An 18,694-nucleotide genomic window follows, 5' to 3' on the forward strand; every position below is an offset into this window, starting at 1 on the left:
CTCGTCCAGGGCCTGCCGAGCGCGAGCCCCTCCCCCACCAGCACCCCGTAGCGCAGCCCCCCCCCCCCCCCCCCCCCGGGCCCCCAGGGGGCCCCGACCCCCGGCGGCCCCCCCCCCCCACAACGCCCGGGGGGGCGCCCCCCCGCCCCGCCCCCGTACGGGGGGGCGGCCCCCCCCCGGGGGCCGGGGCGGGCCCCTCCCGCGAGTGCGGGTGCGGGTGCGGGTGCGGTTCAGGAGATGTACAGCGTGGCGGCGCCGGTGGGCGAGGCCGTCGGCGAGCCCGTGGGCGAGGGGGAGGGGGAGGCCGTCGGGGAGGCCGAGCCGGGCGGGGTGGGCAGCGTGTAGACGTTGTTCGGCGAGACGATCTGGGTGATCGCCCGCGCCAGGAACGTCGAGGGTTCCGAACCGTCGTGCAGGATGTCGGTGTTGAGGAGGATGGCCAGGCTGGCCTTGGCCTGCGGCAGGTAGATCACCACGCTCTCGTACCCGGGCAGCGAGCCGTTGTGGCCGATCCACCCGTGGGTGGTGAACACCCCGAAGCCGTAGCCGAGGTCGGGGGTCGGCCCGACCGGCACGAACTTCAGCCGCTCCGCCTGGGTGGCGGGCTTGAGCAGCGGCTCGCCGGTGGCCAGCACCTTCGACCAGGTCTGAAGGTCGGTGAGGCTGGAGATGACGGCGCCGGCCGCCCAGCCCCAGGACGGGTTCCAGGTGGTGGCGTCCTCGACCGCGCCGCTGGCCGTCTGGTTGGTGTAGCCGTGGGCGTGCGGGTCCGGGAAGGCCGCGTCGGTCGGCAGGCTGGTCTTGGAGAGCCCGGCCGGGGTGAACACCTGCTGGTTCAGGAAGTCCTGGAGCGGCTGCCCGCCGACCTTCTCGACCACCAGGCCGAGCAGGATCAGGTTGGTGTTGGAGTACTCGAACTGGGCGTTCGGCGCGAAGTTCGCCGGGTGCTTGAACGCGTACGCGAGCAGCTGGTCCGGCGTGAACGGCTGGTTGGGGTCGCCGAGGAACGCCTGCTGGAAGCCGGAGTCCAGGGTGTAGTTGAACAGGCCGCTGCGCATCTCGCCGAGCTCGCGCAGGGTGATGCCGTCACCGCCGGGCACGTTCGGGACGTACTTGGAGATCGGGTCGTCCAGGCCCACCTTGCCCTGGTCCACCAGCCGCAGGACGCCGGTGGCGGTGAAGGTCTTGGACACGCTGCCGATCCGCATGTACAGGTTGGGCGACATCGGCGTCCCGGAATTCTTGTCGGCGACGCCGAAGGTGCGCTGGTAGCTGCCGTCGGGGGTGGTGTAGCCGACGATCACCCCGGGGATGGAGACCTCGCTCATCACCTGCTTGATCGCGTCGTCCAGACGGCTCGTGACGTCCGGGGTGAGCGGCACCACCGCGCTGGTGGGGCTGCCGGTCGCCGTGGCGGTCGGGCTGAGCGCGGCCGGTTCGGCGGTGACGGCCGGACCGGCCTGCCGCGCGGGCCCGGCGTCCCCGGAGCAGGCGGGGACGGCGAGCAGGCCGCTCAGCGCGAGGGCGGCGGAGGCCACCCGTACGGACCGCGGAACGGCCGGGCGCGGAGAGCAGGGGACCCGCACGGAGCGGGGAACGGCCGGTCGGGGCCGTCGGGTGTCGGTCATCGGCGCAGACGCCTCTCTGGGGCGGACGGCCCCTTGGCGAAGGGCCCCGGAGCGCTGCCCGGGCAGGCCGGGGCGCTGCTCCACGGGGCCGCGGGGGAGCGTCGCCACCGTAAGCACCGCCGCCGTGCGGGCGCGCGCGGGTCGAGGCCCGGCTGGACCGAACGGGAGTGCGCTCAGCCGGGTGCCGCGTCCGGCTGGCGGCCCGTGCCACCCACCCGCGGCGGCATCGCGCAACCCCGGCCGGCGTCCCGTCGGACGGTGTCGCGGCGGCCGCCCCGCGCTCGGCCGGACGGGTGAGCACCGGCATGCCGCACCCGCCGTCGGCCGCTGCTCGGGCACGATCGTTCAGCCCAGCTGTGGCCGCCCTTAAGAATTCCTCGATGGACCGCACCCCATCCGACCAGGCAGATTTCTGCCTGCCCGGAGTGCGACCGTCAGGAACGGCCGAACCGGGCCCCTCGGCCTGCCCGACCCCCGAAGGCCGTCCCCGCGCACGTCAGGAGCCGTTGCCGTGAAGGCACTCGTCAAGCAGCAGGCCGAGCCCGGCCTCTGGATGATCGATGTCCCGAAGCCCGAGATCGGCCCCGGCGAGGTGCTGATCAAGGTGCTGCGGACCGGCATCTGCGGCACCGACCTGCACATCCGCAAGTGGGACGGCTGGGCCCAGCAGACCATCAGGACCCCGCTGGTGCTGGGCCACGAGTTCGTCGGCGAGGTCGCCGAGCTCGGCGCCGGCGTCGCGGACATCGCGGTCGGCGACCTGGTCAGCGGCGAGGGCCACCTGGTCTGCGGCAAGTGCCGCAACTGCCTGGCCGGCCGCCGCCACCTGTGCCGCAACACCGTCGGCCTGGGCGTCAACCGTGACGGCGCCTTCGCCGAGTACGTGGCCCTGCCCGCCTCCAACGTCTGGGTGCACCGGGTGCCGGTCGACCTGGACGTGGCCGCGATCTTCGACCCGTTCGGCAACGCCGTGCACACCGCGCTGTCCTTCCCGCTGGTCGGCGAGGACGTGCTGGTCACCGGCGCCGGCCCGATCGGCATCATGGCCGCCGCCGTGGCCAAGCACGCCGGCGCCCGCAACGTGATGATCACCGACGTCTCCCCGTACCGCCTCGACCTGGCCCGCCGGGTCGGTGTGACGCTGGCGCTCGACGTCTCCGAGCACACCATCGAGGAGGGCCAGCAGAAGCTGGGCCTGCGCGAGGGCTTCGACGTCGGCCTGGAGATGTCCGGCCGTCCCGAGGCGATGCAGTCGATGATCGCCAACATGACCCACGGCGGGAAGATCGCCATGCTCGGCCTGCCCGCCGAGCAGTTCCCGGTGGACTGGGCCTCGATCGTCACGTCGATGATCACCATCAAGGGCATCTACGGCCGCGAGATGTTCGAGACCTGGTACGCGATGTCCGTGCTGCTGGAGGGCGGCCTGGACCTCAGCCCGGTGATCACCGGCCGCTACGCCGCCACCGACTTCGAGGCCGCCTTCGACGACGCCGCGGGCGGCAACTGCGGCAAGATCATCCTCGACTGGACCGCCTGAGCCCGCCCCAGCCCCGCCGAACTGCTCCCGCCGAACTGCTTAGGAGACCGCAGTGTTCGACAACGTGCGTGCCGACGTCGCCGCCACCCTGGACGAGATCCGCGAGGCCGGCCTGTTCAAGCCCGAGCGGGTGATCGGAAGCCCGCAGAGCGCCGCCGTCACCGTGACCGGCGGCGGCCGCCCGGGCGAGGTGCTGAACTTCTGTGCCAACAACTACCTCGGCCTGGCCGACCACCCCGAGGTGCTCGCCGCGGCCAAGGACGCCCTGGACCGCTGGGGCTACGGAATGGCCTCGGTCCGCTTCATCTGCGGCACCCAGGACGTCCACAAGGAGCTGGAGGACCGCCTCTCGGCCTTCCTCGGCCAGGAGGACACGATCCTCTACTCCTCCTGCTTCGACGCCAACGGCGGTGTCTTCGAGACCCTGCTGGACGACCGCGACGCCGTCATCTCCGACGCGCTGAACCACGCCAGCATCATCGACGGCATCCGGCTCAGCAAGGCCCGCCGCCACCGCTACGCCAACCGTGACCTGGCCGACCTGGAGAAGCAGCTCCAGGACACCCAGGACGCCCGCCGCCGCCTGATCGTCACCGACGGCGTGTTCTCGATGGACGGCTACGTCGCCCCGCTGCGCGAGATCTGCGACCTGGCCGACCGCTACGACGCCATGGTCATGGTGGACGACTCGCACGCCGTCGGCTTCGTCGGCGCGGGCGGCCGGGGCACCCCGGAGCTGCACGGCGTGATGGACCGCGTGGACATCATCACCGGCACCCTCGGCAAGGCGCTCGGCGGTGCCTCCGGCGGCTACGTGGCCGCCCGCCGGGAGATCGTCGCCCTGCTGCGCCAGCGCTCCCGCCCGTACCTGTTCTCCAACTCGCTGGCCCCGGTGATCGCGGCCGCCTCGCTCAAGGTGCTCGACCTGGTCGAGAAGTCCAACGAGCTGCGCGAGCGGCTCGCGGCCAACACCGCGCTGTTCCGGACGAAGATGACCGAGGCCGGGTTCGAGATCCTGCCCGGCGACCACCCGATCGCCCCGGTGATGATCGGCGACGCGGCCGAGGCCGGCCGGCTCGCCGAGCTGCTGCTGGAGCGCGGCGTGTACGTGATCGGCTTCTCCTACCCGGTGGTGCCGCACGGCCAGGCCCGGATCCGGGTGCAGCTGTCCGCGGCGCACTCCACCGAGGACGTCGAGCGCGCCGTGGCGGCCTTCGTGGACGCGCGCGCCGCCCTGGAGGGCTGACCTCCACCCAGGCTGCCCGTGGGCCGGACCGCTCGGAACCGGACCGGCCCACGGGCTCACAACCGCCGCGCGGCGGGGGCGCAGCGGCGCCCCCCCCCCACCGCCCCCCGCCCCCCCCCCCGGCGGGCCCCGCGCTTCCGGTTTGCGGGTGCCCGTGGGGCGGGCCCCCCCGCTGGCATTCCGGCCGGAATATTTCCCGGTCGAGTCGGAGTAGAGTGTGGCTCGGTTGGGAACAGGGTTTCCCTTTCGGCCCCCGCAGTGCTCGGCCCGGGGGCGTCCGGCCGGCGGGACCGGCCCGTGAAACATGTCAGGCGGATGTCAGAATTCCCGCGGACATTTGAGTAATTCGTCCGCTATGTCCGGCGTGAAATGCCGAGATTATTCCGATTCGGCCCGTCCTGTCCCTTGACATCGAGGCGGAATTACCGGTGGTTGGCCCTGTTGCAGAGGGCGTCGATCCGGATACATTCAGCGGCGGTCGACGCAATCACCCGCTCGCCGGAAGCCGCCTGGCGTCCTGCACGGAGGGTTGCGGCGTGCACGGCTGCGCCCAGGGGGGGTTCCCCGGGCCGGCCTTCAACCAACCCGGGCCCGCGACCTGCGGGCGCGTGAAGGGCCAGCACAGCACTAGGGGAGTTCGGAATGGCTCAGGGCACCGTCAAGTGGTTCAACGCGGAGAAGGGCTACGGCTTCATCGCGGTCGACGGTGGTGCGGACGTCTTCGTCCACTACAGCGCGATCCAGATGGACGGCTACCGCACCCTCGAGGAGGGCCAGCGGGTCGAGTTCGAGATCTCTCAGGGACAGAAGGGCCCGCAGGCGGACATGGTCCGCGCCGCGGTCTGACCCCTTCCGACCCCAGGAGCTCGGCGCGGCCCTGCGGCTGGTGACCTCTCGCTTCTCGACGGGCCCGTGCGACTCGTGTCGCACGGGCCCGTCGGCGTTCCCGGGCGGCCCCGGCGGCGGCTCGCGGATTGCCGATTGGGCTTGCACTCGCCCACCCGGAGTGCTAATCATTGGCGTTAGCACTCACAGTGTGAGAGTGACAGCGGACCGGGTCGGTGAGGCCCCCGGGAGCGGAGGGAATGGACCTCCGCGCACCAGGGCCGTCCGTCGCGGGCACCCCTTGGTCCGAGCAGTCGACCGTGTCCCGGAGGACCACTTCTGATGGCCAAGATCATCGCCTTTGATGAGGAAGCTCGCCGCGGCCTTGAGCGTGGCATGAACCAGCTCGCCGACGCGGTGAAGGTCACGCTCGGCCCCAAGGGCCGCAACGTCGTGCTGGAGAAGAAGTGGGGCGCCCCCACGATCACCAACGACGGTGTCTCCATCGCCAAGGAGATCGAGCTCGAGGACCCGTACGAGAAGATCGGTGCGGAGCTCGTCAAGGAGGTCGCCAAGAAGACGGACGACGTCGCGGGTGACGGCACCACCACCGCTACCGTGCTCGCCCAGGCCCTGGTTCGCGAGGGTCTGCGCAACGTCGCCGCCGGCGCCAACCCGATGGCCCTGAAGCGCGGCATCGAGAAGGCCGTCGCCGCCGTCTCGGACCAGCTGCTGGCCCAGGCCAAGGACGTGGAGACCAAGGAGCAGATCGCCTCCACCGCCTCCATCTCGGCCGCCGACACCCAGATCGGCGAGCTGATCGCCGAGGCCATGGACAAGGTCGGCAAGGAAGGCGTCATCACCGTCGAGGAGAGCAACACCTTCGGTCTGGAGCTTGAGCTCACCGAGGGCATGCGCTTCGACAAGGGCTACATCTCCGCCTACTTCGCCACCGACCTGGAGCGCATGGAGGCGACGTTCGAGGACCCGTACATCCTCATCGCCAACTCCAAGATCGGCTCGGTCAAGGACCTGCTCCCGCTGCTGGAGAAGGTCATGCAGAGCGGCAAGCCGCTGGTCATCATCGCCGAGGACGTCGAGGGCGAGGCCCTGTCGACCCTGGTCGTGAACAAGATCCGTGGCACCTTCAAGTCCGTCGCCGTCAAGGCCCCGGGCTTCGGTGACCGCCGCAAGGCCATGCTCGGCGACATCGCCATCCTCACCGGTGGCACCGTCATCTCCGAGGAGGTCGGCCTCAAGCTGGAGAACGCCGGCATCGACCTGCTGGGCACCGCCCGCAAGGTGGTCATCACCAAGGACGAGACCACCATCGTCGACGGTGGCGGCGACAGCGAGCAGGTCGCGGGCCGCGTCAACCAGATCCGCGCCGAGATCGAGAACAGCGACTCGGACTACGACCGCGAGAAGCTCCAGGAGCGCCTCGCCAAGCTGGCCGGCGGCGTGGCCGTCATCAAGGCCGGCGCGGCCACCGAGGTGGAGCTCAAGGAGCGCAAGCACCGCATCGAGGACGCCGTCCGCAACGCCAAGGCCGCCGTCGAGGAGGGCATCGTCGCCGGTGGTGGCGTCGCCCTGCTGCAGGCCGGTGTCGCCTTCGACAAGCTGGAGCTGGACGGCGACGAGGCCACCGGTGCCAACATCGTCAAGGTCGCGCTGGAGGCCCCGATCAAGCAGATCGCGACCAACGCCGGCCTGGAGGGTGGCGTCGTGGTGGAGAAGGTGCGCAACCTCCCCGCCGGTCACGGCCTGAACGCGGCCACCAACACCTACGTCGACCTGATCGCCGAGGGCATCATCGACCCGGCCAAGGTCACCCGCTCCGCGCTGCAGAACGCCGCCTCCATCGCGGCGCTGTTCCTCACCACCGAGGCCGTCATCGCCGACAAGCCGGAGAAGGCCGCCGCGGCCGCCGGCGGCGGCATGCCGGGCGGTGACATGGACTTCTGATCCTGATCGCTTCGATCGGATCGGTTGGACCTCGTCCGTGTGGGCGGTTCCCTTCGGGGGGCCGCCCACACGGCGTTTCGGCGTTCCGGGCGTTTCGGCGTTCCGGACGTGTCGACGGAGAATGGACGGATGGCTGCTGACGACATCGAGACCGCCCTGCACAACGCGCGGGCACTGATCCTGGCCGACCTCACCGCGCGGGACGTGGCGGACGCCGCCGTCGTCTCGCTGGTGGAGCAGGCCGTGACGCACCGCCGCTGGTGGCTGGAGCAGTGGCCGGACGGCACCGAGTACGTGCTCGGGCTGGTCGCCCAGGACGTCCAGGACGCGCTGCTGGAGGCGTACGGGCGCTGGCCGCTGTGCGCCGACTGCGCGGCCGACGGGGACCCGCACGCCCTCGGCGTGGAGCCCGAGCTGGGGCCGGACCCGCACTGGGTGTGCGGCAAGCAGGGCGCGGTGGTGGCACCCGTGGGGAAGCTCGCGTAGACCCGTGCGTACGGTGGCGGCATGAGGCGCTGGGTGTGGGGTGCGGTGGGCGGGTGCTGCGGGCTCGGGCTGTGGTGGGCCGCGGTGGAGCTGTCGGGGGCCGGCCAGGACGCGTGGTGGGCCGTGGTGGGTCGCCTGCCCGCGGTGCTGGCGGGAATGGCCGCCGCGGACCGGGTGCTCGCGCGGCGGGGCTGACGGGCGTCAGAGGGCGCCGAGTTCGGCCGTCAGATTGGTCCGCGCGGCGGCCGTGAAGCGCTCGCGGGCGGCGGGGGTGCGGTAGAGCGCGGGCAGGGCGAGCAGGTGGCGCAGGACGGCGGCCCGGCCGGCCGAGAAGTCCGGCGCGGGGACGAAGCCGTACTCCTCGCGGACGGCGGCCGCGTACGCCGCGTACGCCTCGGGGCTGCCGCCGAGGACGGCGAGGTCCGCGTCGCAGAGCACCTCGCCGTTGCGGTCGCCGGGCGCCGGGTCGTGGCCGACGGTGAGCAGCACCAGGCGCTCGACCTCGGCGACCCGCTCGGCGGGCAGTCCGGCGGCGGTCAGCGCGCGGACGGCCAGGGCGGCGCTGCGCTCCTCGTTCTCGGTGCGGTCGGGGCGGTAGACGGCGTCGTGGAACCAGGCCGCGAGCCGGACGGCCTCCGGGTCGTCGGCGTGCCCGGCCAGCTCGTCGACGTGTTCCAGCACGGCGTGCAGGTGGGTGACGGTGTGGTAGCGGCGCTGCGGCTCCGACCAGCGGCGCAGCAGCTCCCGGCCGTACGGTTCGGGCTCGACGGCGGCCCCGCAGCGGTGCAGCAGGGCGGTCCAGGCGGCGAGCAGGCCTTCGCCGAGCGGGCCTTCGGTGAGCGGGCCTTCGCCGAGCGGCCGGTGCCCGGGGGTGGACGGTCGGTGCCCGGCGGCGGACGGGTCGTGCGCGGTGGTCGGCATGGCGACCATTGTGGCGGCCCGGCCGGGCGCTGGACCTATAGGTAGGTTGACGATATATGTAGTCGTATGACTGAACGCTCCATGCAGGAGCCCACGCTGCTGCTGCTCACCGCGCTGGCCGACGCCCCGCGGCACGGCTACGCGCTCATCCAGGAGATCGCCGCGATCTCCGACGGCCGGGTCAGGATGCGCACCGGCACGCTCTACGGGGCGCTCGACCGGCTGCTGGGCCAGGGCCTGATCGAGGTCGCCGCCGAGGAGGTGGTGGACGGCCGCGCCCGGCGCAGCTACGCGCTGACCGGGGCCGGCCGGGACGCGCTGGCCGCCGAGGCGGAGCGGCTGCGGGCGGTGGCCACCGAGGCCGAGCGCCGGCTCAGCAGGATCCGGTCGATGCTGCCGGGCAAGGCCGGGTCGCAGGGGCGGCCCGCGGCGGGGGGAGGCCTCTCATGAGCACGCCGGCGATCGGCGCGGCGCCCTCGGCGGTGCTGCGGGCCGCGCTCCAGCTCTACCCGGAGCGGTACCGCCGCGAGCGCGGCGAGGAACTGGCCGAGGTGTTCGCCGACACGACCGCGGCCGGCGGCCGGCTGGCGGTCGCCCGGGAGGTCCTCGGCCTGGCGGTGTACGGGCTGCGGGTGCGGCTCGGACTGACCGGGGCCTCGCCGGCCGGGCGGTTGCTGGCGCTGCTCGCGCCGATGCTCGCCGGGGCGGTGGCCGGGGCGGCGTTGGCGGCCTGGCTGACCACGGCGGACCGGGTCGCCAACCGGTTCGCCTGGGACGACTCGTTCGGGACCCGGTTCGCCATGTTCTGCCCGCCGGTGGCCGCCGCGCTGCTGGTGGTGGCGGCCCTCCTGGGACGGTGGGCGGCGGTGCGGGGCAGCGCGCTGATCCTGGGCGCGTCGGCGCTGTACGAGCTGGGGGGTGCCGTGTGGCACGACCTGGCGGACGCCGCGCTGTACCCCCGCTTCGACCTGTGGTGGAGCGGCTACATCGGGATGGCCACGCTGCCGTTCGTCGGGGCCGCGCTGCTGCTGGTCGCGGCGCCGACCGACCTGCTGCCCCGGGCGACCTGGCGCACGGGCGGCCTGGTGCTGGCCTCGGTGGCGGTGGGCGCACTGCTGGAGGCGGCCCAGAACTGGGACGACACCAACTTCCCGCTGGACCTGGGGTGGGTCGTGGTGATGCTGATCGTGCCGGTGCTGCTGACCCTCGCCGGGCTGCGCGGGCGGATGGCGCCGGCGGCGGTGGGGGCGGCGGTGCTGGTGCTGACCGGCCCCGGCTGTCTGTTCAACATCTGGCGCGAGTCCCGCGGGGTGTCGCACCTGCTCCCGGTGGTGGCGCCGACGGTGGCCGTGCTGCTGCTGGTGGCGGTGGCGGTGCACCGGTTCGGGCGGCGGGAGGCGGTCGGGGCGGTCCAGGGGCCGGCCTGACCGGGAGGAGCGGGGAGGCCGTTTCCGGGTGACCGGAACGGCCTCCTCGGAGTTTCCGGGGGCGGACGGATGTGGCAGGCTGTCGAATATGTCTAGACCAATTTTCGAAGTCATCGCGCTGACGCCCCAGGACGCCCAGGCCGCCGAGTCGGGCGGCGCCGACCGGCTCGAACTGGTCACCGACATGGCCGCCGACGGGCTCACCCCGTCCGTCGAGGACTTCGGCCGGATCCGGGCCGCCGTCGGCATCCCGCTGCGGGTCATGCTGCGGATCCGGGACGGCTTCGCCCCCGGCGACGTGGACGGGCTGTGCGCCCGGGCCGCCGCGCTGCGGGCCGAGGGGGCCGAGGAGTTCGTCCTCGGCTTCCTCGACGCCGACGGCGCCGTCGACCTGGCCGCCACCACGGCCGTCGCCGGGGCGATCGCCGGCTGCCGCTGGACCTTCCACCGGGCCATCGACCACAGCGCCGACCGGGCCGCCCTGCGGGCCGCCGTCGGCGGGCTGCCCGGCCTGGACACCTTCCTCACCTCCGGCGCGGCCGCCGGGGTGGACGCCGGACGCGAGGTGCTGTCGGCCGAGCTGGCCCGGGCCGGCGAGCCCGGGTACCGGCAGCGGATCCTGATCGGCGGCGGCCTGCGGGCCGAACACCTGAAGGAACTGCGGGCGGAGGGCTTCGACGCCTTCCACGTCGGCGGCGCGGTGCGGGTCGACGGCTGGCGGACGCCGGTGGACGCGGCCAAGGTCGCCGAGTGGCGGGCGCTGATCGACGCCTGAGCGCCCGCGGCGGGCGCCGTACCGCGCGCCCGTGCCGAGCACCGCGCCGGGAGTCCGCGTCGGGAGCCCGTGCCGAGCGCCCGCGGTGGCCGGCCGCGGGCGGCCACCGGGCGAAAGGGCCGGTCCCCGGTCCGGCCCTTTCGCGCGCTACCGCAGCTGCTCCGGCAGCGGCTCGCCGTGCAGCACCGTCAGCCCGGAGACGGCACGGGTCAGCGCCACGTACAGCCGCCGCAGGCCGGTCCGCTCGTCCGGCTCCCCGGCGATCACCGCGGCCGGCTCGTCCAGCACCACGTAGTCGTACTCCAGGCCCTTGGCCAGCGAGGCCGGGACGAGGGTGAGCCGGGCCTCCGCGCTGGTCTCGGCGCCGGGGGAGAGGTGCGGCAGGCCCGCGGCGGTCAGCGCCTCGGCGAGCCGCGGGATGCTGGCGTCGGCGGCGATCAGGCCGGTCGAGCCCTCGTGCCCCAGCGCCTCCCGGCAGGCCGCCAGGACCGCCTCCGTGGTGTCCTCGTCGGCTACCCGGCGGATCGTCAGCGAGCCCGGGGCCTCACGGACCGAGGAGGCCGGGGCCAGGCCGGGGGCGATCGCCGGGAGCAGCCGGGAGGCGTACGCGATGACCTCCTCCGGCACCCGGAAGCCCTTGGTCAGCTCCTCGATGTGCGCCTCCGGCTTGCCCAGGTGGCGCAGCGCCTCCGGCCAGCTCGCCGTCGCCCACGGGGTGGTGCCCTGGGCGAGGTCGCCGAGGACGGTCGCCGAACCGGTGGTGCAGCGCCGGCCCACCGCGCGGTACTGCATCGGGGAGAGGTCCTGGGCCTCGTCCAGCACCACGTGCCCCAGCGAGGGGGTGCGCTGCACCAGGTCGGTCGCCTCGTCCACCAGGACGGCGTCGGCCGCCGTCCAGCGGGCGGTCCGCACCGAGCGGTCGGGCTTGGGCCGGAGCACCGCCTGCTGCTCCTCCGGCGTCAGCAGGCCCTCGGCGCACGCGGCCAGGAACTCCGGCTCGGAGAGCAGCCGCAGGACGACCTTCGCCGGATCCACGGCCGGCCAGCACTCCTTGACCACCGCCTTGACTGCGCTGTTGCGGGCCACCGCGTCCTGCACCCGGTCGTCCGGGGCCTCGCCGCCCTGCTCCATCTTCAGCAGCACGGCGTGCGCGATGCGCTGCGGAAGGGCGTCCCGCGCCGCGCCGTAACGGACCTCACGGCCCTTCAACTCCTCGATGATCTCGGCCAGTTCGTACACCGGCACGCGCCAGCGGCGGGAACCGCGGACCACCACGCAGGGCTCGGTGGGCAGGGTGATGCCCGAGCGCACCGCCCGGCGCAGCACCTCGGCCATCCGGGCGTCGCCCTTCAGCCGGGCCGCCTGCGGGTCGTCCTCGCCCCTCACCTCGACGTGCCCGACCAGCTGCTGCACGGTGGCCTGGGCGACGTCCAGCTCGCCGAGGGCCGGGAGCACCTGCTCGATGTAGGACAGGAAGGCGTTGTTCGGCCCGATCACCAGGGTGCCGGTACGGGCGAGGCGCTCGCGGTGCGCGTACAGCAGGTAGGCGACGCGGTGCAGGCCGACGGCGGTCTTCCCGGTGCCGGGCGCCCCCTGGACGCAGATGGTGCCCGTGATGTCGGAGCGGACGATCTCGTCCTGCTCCGGCTGGATGGTGGCGACGATGTCGCGCATCGGGCCGACGCGGGGCTTCTCGATCTCGGCGGCCAGCAGGGCGGAGGCGGTGTCGTCCTCGGCCGGATCGCTGAGGTGCTCGTCCTCGTAGGCGGTGAGCTCGCCGCCGGTGTAGCCGAAGCGGCGGCGGCGCTCGACGTCCATCGGCGCGGTGCGGCTGGCCCGGTAGAACGGCTGGGAGACCGGCGCGCGCCAGTCGATCACCATCGGGTCGCCGTCGGCGTCGTGGACGTGCCGGCGGCCGATGTAGAAGTTCTCCCCGCCTCCGCCCTCGCTCAGTTCCTCGCTGATCGCGTGGAGGTAGTCGAGGCGGCCGAAGAACAGCGGGGTGTGCGAGAGGTCGGCCAGTGCGGCGATCCTGGCCTCGATCTGGTTCTGGAGCACGAGGGCGGTGACCCAGGTGCCGGTCACGTCGCGGATGTCGAGCGACTCGACGTCCTCGCGCATGGCGCGCAGCGCGGCCCGGGACGCGGCCAGGTGGTCGCGTTCGCGCTGGAGGGGGTCGGTGATGGGGGTGGCGGGCACAGCGAACCTTCCCGGCTGCCCCGGTGGCGGGCGCAGCGGATCGTAGGAGCTCACGGTGGGCACGCCGACCGGTTGCCGTGCGGTCGGCACCTCCCCCGGCTGCCTGCGGGACTTCAGCAGGTACCACGGTTCGGGAGGGGGCAGACGGACGATCCTAGACCCGTCCGCCCGGCGGTTCCAGCCCGGTTGCTCCCGGGGTCGGCCCCGCGGGGTCTCGGGGTTCCTCCCCTGCGGGGTCTCGGGGTTCCTCCCTGCGGGGCGTCGGGGCCGCCGTACACCGGCAGGACGACCCGTGCACCTGCGGATACGGCCTTTGGAGTGATGCCGTCGGCCGTCCGGGTGCCTACCGTTGAAGACATGAGCACCACGAACCGCATCCCCCGATCCGGCCCGGCCGGCGCCACCGCCGTCTCCGGGCGTCACCGCAATCCGCTGAGCACCGTCGTGCGCAACGTCGGCATCGCCCTGGACACCGCCGCGCGCGTGATCTTCCTCGGGCGCGACGGTGTCCGGTACTGAACGCGACGGTGTCCGGTACGGAACCGGTGCCGGACAGCAGTCCTACAGCACGTCGTCCGCGTCGATGATCCGGTACGCGTAGCCCTGCTCGGCCAGGAAGCGCTGCCGGTGGGCGGCGAAGTCCTGGTCCACGGTGTCGCGGGCGACCACCGAGTAGAAGTGCGCCGCGTGGCCGTCCGCCTTCGGGCGCAGCACCCGGCCGAGGCGCTGGGCCTCCTCCTGGCGGGAGCCGAAGGTCCCGGAGACCTGGATGGCCACGGTGGCCTCGGGCAGGTCGATCGAGAAGTTCGCGACCTTGGAGACCACCAGGACGCCGATCTCCTTGTTCCGGAAGGCGTCGAAGAGCTTCTCGCGCTGGGCGTTGCTGGTCTCGCCCTTGATCACCGGGGCGTCCAGGGCCTCGCCGAGCTCGTCCAGCTGGTCGATGTACTGGCCGATGATCAGCGTCTGGTCCTTCTCGTGCTTCCTGACCAACGCCTCCACCACCCGCCGCTTGGTCGCCGTGGTGGCGCAGAAGCGGTAGCGCTCCTCCGGCTCGGCGGTCGCGTAGGCGAGCCGCTCGGAGTCGGTCAGGGTGACCCGCACCTCGCAGCAGTTGGCGGGCGCGATGTAGCCCTGGGCCTCGATCTCCTTCCACGGCGCGTCGAAGCGCTTGGGGCCGATCAGGCTGAACACGTCGCCCTCGCGGCCGTCCTCGCGCACCAGCGTGGCGGTCAGGCCGAGCCGGCGGCGGGCCTGGAGGTCGGCGGTGAACTTGAACACCGGCGCGGGCAGCAGGTGCACCTCGTCGTAGACGACCAGGCCCCAGTTGCGGGCGTCGAACAGCTCCAGGTGGGCGTAGACGCCCTTCCGCTTGGTCGTCATCACCTGGTAGGTGGCGATGGTGACCGGGCGGATCTCCTTCTTCGTCCCGCTGTACTCGCCGATCTCGTCCTCGGTGAGCGAGGTGCGCTTGACCAGCTCGTGCTTCCACTGGCGGGCCGAGACGGTGTTGGTGACCAGGATCAGCGTGGTCGACTTGGCGTGCGCCATCGCGGCCGCGCCGACCAGCGTCTTGCCGGCGCCGCAGGGCAGCACGACCACGCCCGAGCCGCCGTGCCAGAAGCCCTCGACGGCCTGCGCCTGGTACGGGCGCAGCTGCCAGCCGTCCTCGTCCAGGTCGATCGGGTGCGCCTCGCCGTCCACGTAGCCGGCGAAGTCCTCGGCGGGCCAGCCGAGTTTGAGCAGCACCTGCTTGATCTGCCCGCGCTCGGAGGGGTGCACCACCACGGTGTCGGGGTCGACCCGGGCGCCGACCAGCGGGACGATCTTCTTCGAGCGCAGCACCTCCTCCAGCACCGGCCGGTCGGTGGTGGTGAGCACCAGCCCGTGGGTCGGGTGCTTGAGCAGCTGGAGGCGGCCGTACCGGCCCATGGTGTCCGCCACGTCCACCAGCAGCGCGTGCGGCACCGGGTAGCGCGAGTACGTCACCAGGGCGTCCACCACCTGCTCGGCGTCGTGCCCGGCCGCCCGCGCGTTCCACAGGCCGAGCGGCGTCACCCGGTACGTGTGCACGTGCTCGGGCGCCCGCTCCAACTCGGCGAACGGCGCGATGGCGCGACGGCAGTCGCCGGCCCTGGGGTGATCGATCTCCAGGAGAAGAGTTTTGTCGCTCTGGACGATGAGCGGTCCGTCGTTCACGCGGGGAAGCCCTCCACTGGCTGACAGGGTGGATTGACGCAGACCCTCCAGTGTCGCGCATTCCGCCGGGAGCGTGGGCGGGCCGGTTCCGGGCGGCTACTTCCACTCGTAGAACTTGCCGGTGATCTTGCCTCCGGCGTCCGTCTCGAACTCGAAGACGCCGACGACGCCGTTGAGGCGTTCCAGGGCGGGCGAGGCGGTGGAGAAGAAGATCGCGCCGCGGAAGCTGGTGCCTCCGCCGTCGGTGAAGTGGCCGATGCCGCTGCCGTGCCAGCCGACGCCCTGGCCGTCGGCGGTCATGTCGACGCCCTGGCCCTCGCCGAACAGGGAGCCGTCGGAGCGCAGTTCGGATTCGTAGGTGGCGATGGTGCTGACGGCGGTGCCGTAGTAGCTGCCGGTGCCCTTGATGGACACCTCGACGACCGGGTGCCCGTCTCCGGCGGAGAGGACGCGTCGGCCGGTCTCCTCGGCCTGGATCTCACCGATCAATTCGCCGAGCATGGTGGGTGCCTCCTTGTCGGAATCCCCTGCTTCCGGACTACGCCGATGGGACCGGCCCGTCAATTACTTCGAGTGACCACGGTGCGTACTCGCTCGTTGAGTCGGCCATGAAGAAGTCGAAGCGTGTTCTCACCGCCCTCGCCCTGATGGGCTCGGCCTTCGCGGCCACCGCCTCCTCGGCCGGTTCGGCCCACGCCCTCGCGGGCATCGGCGAGGGGCCCGGCGGCCTGCTCGCGGCGCCCGGGTTCCTGCTGGCGGACACCGTCACCGGGGGCTCGATGCCGGTCGGGCAGGGGCAGATCGGCAGCCTGGCGGACAAGGCCGTCCAGGACAAGATGAAGGAGGCGCAGCAGGGGCACTGAGGCCCCGGACTCACTCGTCGAGTTCCGCGACGCCGGTGATGCGGTGCAGGGCGAAGGTGCGGAGTTCGTCGGCGTGGTGGTCGAAGGCGGTGACGAAGCCGCCTTCGACCTTGACCGGGTCGATGATGCGCTGGCTGGCGATGCCCTCGGCGTTGAGGTAGCCGATCCACATGCGCTCGCCGAGCAGGACGGCCGTCTGCAGGGCGGCCAGGGTCTCGGCGGCGGCGGTGCGGGGGAGCCGGCGCGGGTCGGAGGCGGGGTCGCGGCGGGTGGCGGTGGCCGCGCGGTCGCCGGCCCGGATGGCCTTGATGGCGGCCGCGAGCAGGGTGTCGTCGGGCGCGGGCGGGCCGTCGGGGACGGGCACGGGGGCCGTCCGGGGCGGGGTGCGGTGGCTGTCCGGGCGGGTGATCAGCACGTCGCCCTCGGCGGATTCGGCGGCCGGGGCGTAGCCCATGGTGCGCAGGGTCGCGAGCAGCACGTCCGGGGCGGCCTGGGAGGCGAGGACGGTGGGCGCGAGCAGCCGCAGCCGCAGGTCGGCGGAGCGGCGGTCGGCGAGCACCTCGCCGAGCAGGGACGGGTCGTCGCACCGCAGGTAGGAGGAGGCGGCGCCGACCCGCAGGACGCCGTGCCGGCGGGCGACGTCGTCGATCAGGTAGGCGAGCGGCTGCGGGACGGGCGTGCGGCTGTGCTGCTCCAGGAAGGACCGCAGGTCGGTGGCGGTGCGGCCGGCGTCGAGGGCGCGGCGCACCGAGCCCGGGGTGAAGCGGTAGACGGTGGCGCCGCCCTTGGACTCGATGTCGGCGCACAGGGCGAGGGCCTGGGCGAGCGGGGTGAGCAGCGGGCCGGGGGCGATCGCGGTGAGGTCCGGCTGGAGGATCACGTGGTCCAGCGGCTGGGGGAGCAGCGGGGCGAGCACCTCGGCCGGGTCGGACTCGGCGGTGAGCAGGGCGCGGGCGGGGGCGGCCAGGGCGCCGCGGCCGGTGATGCCGAGGAGTTCGGCCTCGTCGAGGGTCCAGGCGGTGAGCTCGTCGCGCAGTTCGCGGCCGTCCGGGCCGGTGGGGCCGCCGCGCAGCGGGCGCTGCCAGCGCAGGGTGGGCAGCAGTTCCTCGGCGGTGGCCGGGGTGCCCGGCGGGAGTTCGGCGAGCAGGGCGAGGGCGGCGCGGCGGACGGAGGGGGCGAGGGTGCGGTCGAGTTCGGGGCCGAGGGCGGCGCGCGGCTTGCCCCGGCCGTCCGCGGTGCCGGTGAGGGCGGGGACGCGGGTGGCGGCGAGCCAGGCGGAGGCCAGTACGGACCAGCGCTCGGCGGTGTCCAGGTGCAGCCAGGTGTCGTACCCCGGGGTGGGGGCCCAGCGTTCGTCCACCTCGCCGTCGGGGGCCAGCAGCCCCGCGGTGTAGGCGAGTTCGAGCCAGAAGGCGGTCTGCCGCTCGGTGCTCTCCAGGGCCTGGGCGGTGCGCTTGAGGTCGCGCACGCCGAGGCCGCCGGCGCGCAGGGTCAACGGCGGGGTGAGGCCCCAGCCGTCCAGCAGTTCCTCGACGGTCTTGACCGCGGTGTGCGCCTGGCCGGCCGCGGCGCCGTCCACGGCCCCGGGGTCGCGCGGGGCGGCGGCGGGCGCGGGCTCGGGCTGCACCGGCTCGACGGTGCGGTGGGTGCGGCCGCCGCGCAGGTGCAGGGCGAGTTCGCGGGGCAGCACGACGCTGCCGGGGCTGTTGGGCAGCAGCAGACCGCGGGCGAGCAGCCACTCGACCGGGCTCTGGGCGTCCTCGGCGGTGACCGGGCGGGCGGCGTCCGGGACGGTGCCGGTGGGCGGGCCCCAGACCAGCCGTTCCAGCAGCCGCCGCGCGGCCTCGGGCGCGGTGTCGAGCAGCGCCGCGCAGCGGGTGCGGTCGGTGAGCAGTGCGGTGAGCGCGGCGACGGCGCTGACCGGGTCCGGGGTGGCGGGCTGCCCGGCGGAGGCGAGCAGCTGCTGCAGCCGGGCCGGGGACATGCCGATGGTGGCGTCGGCGAGGGTGGGGCCGAGGCCGGTGCGGCCCGGGTTGCCGGTGGTCGGGGCGAGCGCCTCGCGGACGGCGAGGACCAGCCGCAGCCCGTTGTCCGGGCCCCAGAGCAGCGCCCGGTCGCGCAGGGTGGCGATCGCGCGCGGCAGGGCGGTGGCGACGGCGGACCGGTCGGCGGGGGTGAGCGGGGTCGCGCCGGGGTGCGGCTTGACCTTCGCCGGGCCGGTCAGCAGGGTGCGGACGGTGCTCAGCGAGGTGCCGTCCGGGGCGGTGGCCAGCGCCTCGGCGACCTGGAGGGTGAAGCGGTCGAGCCGCTCCAGGGCGCGCAGCGCGGAGGCGCGCGAGGAGAGCCGGGCGGACAGCTGGGTGAGGTCGCCGGGGACGGGGTTCAGCAGGTCGGGGCGGGAGCGGAGCAGGGCGGCGAGCGCGTCGTCCGGACGGGCGCGCAGTTCCTCGGCGAGGGTGCGCGGGCCGGTGGCGGACCTGCTCCGGCGTTGAGGGCCCTGCTGTGTGGTCATTCGACCTAGGTTAGTCGGGCGCGGGGACGACGGGGTGTCCCTCGTCCTGCCGCACCCGCGGCGCACCGCGGACCCGCGGACGGACTCGCGCGGGCGGGGGCGGGGTGG

At 73.6% G+C, this 18,694-nt stretch carries 17 protein-coding genes; 11 read left to right on the forward strand and 6 right to left on the reverse strand.

Features of this window, described 5'->3' with window-relative positions; genetic code table 11:
- Positions 1 to 230: 230 nt before the first annotated feature.
- Entirely contained in the window at positions 231 to 1,538 is a 1,308-nt protein-coding gene (locus ACFWJ4_RS01890) for a serine hydrolase domain-containing protein (protein WP_380538280.1), read from the reverse strand.
- A 601-nt stretch (positions 1,539 to 2,139) separates the two neighbouring features.
- Between ACFWJ4_RS01890 and tdh the strand changes: the two genes are divergently transcribed.
- The 6 genes from tdh (at position 2,140) to ACFWJ4_RS01920 (ending at position 7,885) form a co-directional block, all read left to right on the forward strand.
- The gene (tdh, locus tag ACFWJ4_RS01895; RefSeq protein ID WP_380538282.1) at positions 2,140 to 3,168 is read left to right on the forward strand and encodes an L-threonine 3-dehydrogenase; all 1,029 of its coding nucleotides are present in this window, start codon (positions 2,140 to 2,142) and stop codon (positions 3,166 to 3,168) included.
- Positions 3,169 to 3,220: 52 nt separating this feature from the next.
- Positions 3,221 to 4,414, forward strand: coding sequence for a glycine C-acetyltransferase (locus ACFWJ4_RS01900; RefSeq protein ID WP_380538284.1), 1,194 nt, complete (start codon positions 3,221 to 3,223; stop codon positions 4,412 to 4,414).
- Positions 4,415 to 5,056: 642 nt separating this feature from the next.
- Complete coding sequence (locus tag ACFWJ4_RS01905; RefSeq protein ID WP_030289665.1) at positions 5,057 to 5,260, forward strand: cold-shock protein; 204 nt, start codon at positions 5,057 to 5,059, stop codon at positions 5,258 to 5,260.
- A gap of 321 nt (positions 5,261 to 5,581) precedes the next feature.
- Positions 5,582 to 7,204 carry a chaperonin GroEL gene (gene groL / locus ACFWJ4_RS01910; RefSeq protein ID WP_359905842.1) on the forward strand — a complete coding sequence of 541 codons (1,623 nt, stop codon included), beginning with the start codon at positions 5,582 to 5,584 and terminating at the stop codon, positions 7,202 to 7,204.
- 129 nt (positions 7,205 to 7,333) lie between these two features.
- Positions 7,334 to 7,690, forward strand: coding sequence for a hypothetical protein (locus ACFWJ4_RS01915; protein ID WP_359905840.1), 357 nt, complete (start codon positions 7,334 to 7,336; stop codon positions 7,688 to 7,690).
- A 21-nt stretch (positions 7,691 to 7,711) separates the two neighbouring features.
- Positions 7,712 to 7,885 (forward strand): hypothetical protein, encoded by a 174-nt coding sequence (locus tag ACFWJ4_RS01920; protein ID WP_380538286.1) that lies wholly within the window; start codon positions 7,712 to 7,714, stop codon positions 7,883 to 7,885.
- A 6-nt stretch (positions 7,886 to 7,891) separates the two neighbouring features.
- Here the strand turns inward: ACFWJ4_RS01920 and ACFWJ4_RS01925 are convergent, their stop codons facing one another.
- Positions 7,892 to 8,611 carry a hypothetical protein gene (locus ACFWJ4_RS01925; protein ID WP_380538288.1) on the reverse strand — a complete coding sequence of 240 codons (720 nt, stop codon included), beginning with the start codon at positions 8,609 to 8,611 and terminating at the stop codon, positions 7,892 to 7,894.
- Positions 8,612 to 8,677: 66 nt separating this feature from the next.
- Between ACFWJ4_RS01925 and ACFWJ4_RS01930 the strand changes: the two genes are divergently transcribed.
- From ACFWJ4_RS01930 to ACFWJ4_RS01940, 3 genes are all read left to right on the forward strand, one after another.
- Positions 8,678 to 9,061 (forward strand): PadR family transcriptional regulator, encoded by a 384-nt coding sequence (locus ACFWJ4_RS01930; RefSeq protein ID WP_380349060.1) that lies wholly within the window; start codon positions 8,678 to 8,680, stop codon positions 9,059 to 9,061.
- Positions 9,058 to 10,038 carry a hypothetical protein gene (locus ACFWJ4_RS01935; protein ID WP_380538290.1) on the forward strand — a complete coding sequence of 327 codons (981 nt, stop codon included), beginning with the start codon at positions 9,058 to 9,060 and terminating at the stop codon, positions 10,036 to 10,038. Before ACFWJ4_RS01930 ends, ACFWJ4_RS01935 begins: the two co-directional genes overlap by 4 nt.
- An 88-nt stretch (positions 10,039 to 10,126) precedes the next feature.
- A complete protein-coding gene (locus tag ACFWJ4_RS01940; protein ID WP_380538292.1) occupies positions 10,127 to 10,813 on the forward strand; it encodes a copper homeostasis protein CutC in 687 nt (228 codons plus the stop codon).
- A gap of 147 nt (positions 10,814 to 10,960) precedes the next feature.
- On the opposite strand, the gene ACFWJ4_RS01945 is transcribed toward ACFWJ4_RS01940, so the two are convergent.
- On the reverse strand, positions 10,961 to 13,012 hold the full coding sequence (locus tag ACFWJ4_RS01945) for a HelD family protein (RefSeq protein ID WP_380538294.1): 2,052 nt from the start codon (positions 13,010 to 13,012) through the stop codon (positions 10,961 to 10,963).
- 357 nt (positions 13,013 to 13,369) lie between these two features.
- On the opposite strand from ACFWJ4_RS01945, the gene ACFWJ4_RS01950 reads away from it, so the two are divergent.
- A complete protein-coding gene (locus ACFWJ4_RS01950; protein ID WP_359905820.1) occupies positions 13,370 to 13,531 on the forward strand; it encodes a hypothetical protein in 162 nt (53 codons plus the stop codon).
- 42 nt (positions 13,532 to 13,573) lie between these two features.
- On the opposite strand, the gene ACFWJ4_RS01955 is transcribed toward ACFWJ4_RS01950, so the two are convergent.
- Positions 13,574 to 15,211: a DNA repair helicase XPB gene (locus ACFWJ4_RS01955; protein ID WP_380538296.1), complete on the reverse strand. Its 1,638-nt coding sequence runs from the start codon at positions 15,209 to 15,211 to the stop codon at positions 13,574 to 13,576.
- A 96-nt stretch (positions 15,212 to 15,307) separates the two neighbouring features.
- Positions 15,308 to 15,712, reverse strand: coding sequence for a hypothetical protein (locus tag ACFWJ4_RS01960; protein ID WP_359905814.1), 405 nt, complete (start codon positions 15,710 to 15,712; stop codon positions 15,308 to 15,310).
- A gap of 107 nt (positions 15,713 to 15,819) precedes the next feature.
- On the opposite strand from ACFWJ4_RS01960, the gene ACFWJ4_RS01965 reads away from it, so the two are divergent.
- A complete protein-coding gene (locus ACFWJ4_RS01965) occupies positions 15,820 to 16,074 on the forward strand; it encodes a hypothetical protein (RefSeq protein WP_049652328.1) in 255 nt (84 codons plus the stop codon).
- Between the two features lie 10 nt (positions 16,075 to 16,084).
- On the opposite strand, the gene ACFWJ4_RS01970 is transcribed toward ACFWJ4_RS01965, so the two are convergent.
- The gene (locus tag ACFWJ4_RS01970) at positions 16,085 to 18,586 is read right to left on the reverse strand and encodes a helicase-associated domain-containing protein (protein WP_380538299.1); all 2,502 of its coding nucleotides are present in this window, start codon (positions 18,584 to 18,586) and stop codon (positions 16,085 to 16,087) included.
- Positions 18,587 to 18,694 lie beyond the last annotated feature (108 nt).

Origin of the sequence: Kitasatospora sp. NPDC127067, from assembly GCF_042724755.1 — a bacterium.
Lineage (GTDB): Bacteria > Actinomycetota > Actinomycetes > Streptomycetales > Streptomycetaceae > Kitasatospora > Kitasatospora lactacystinica.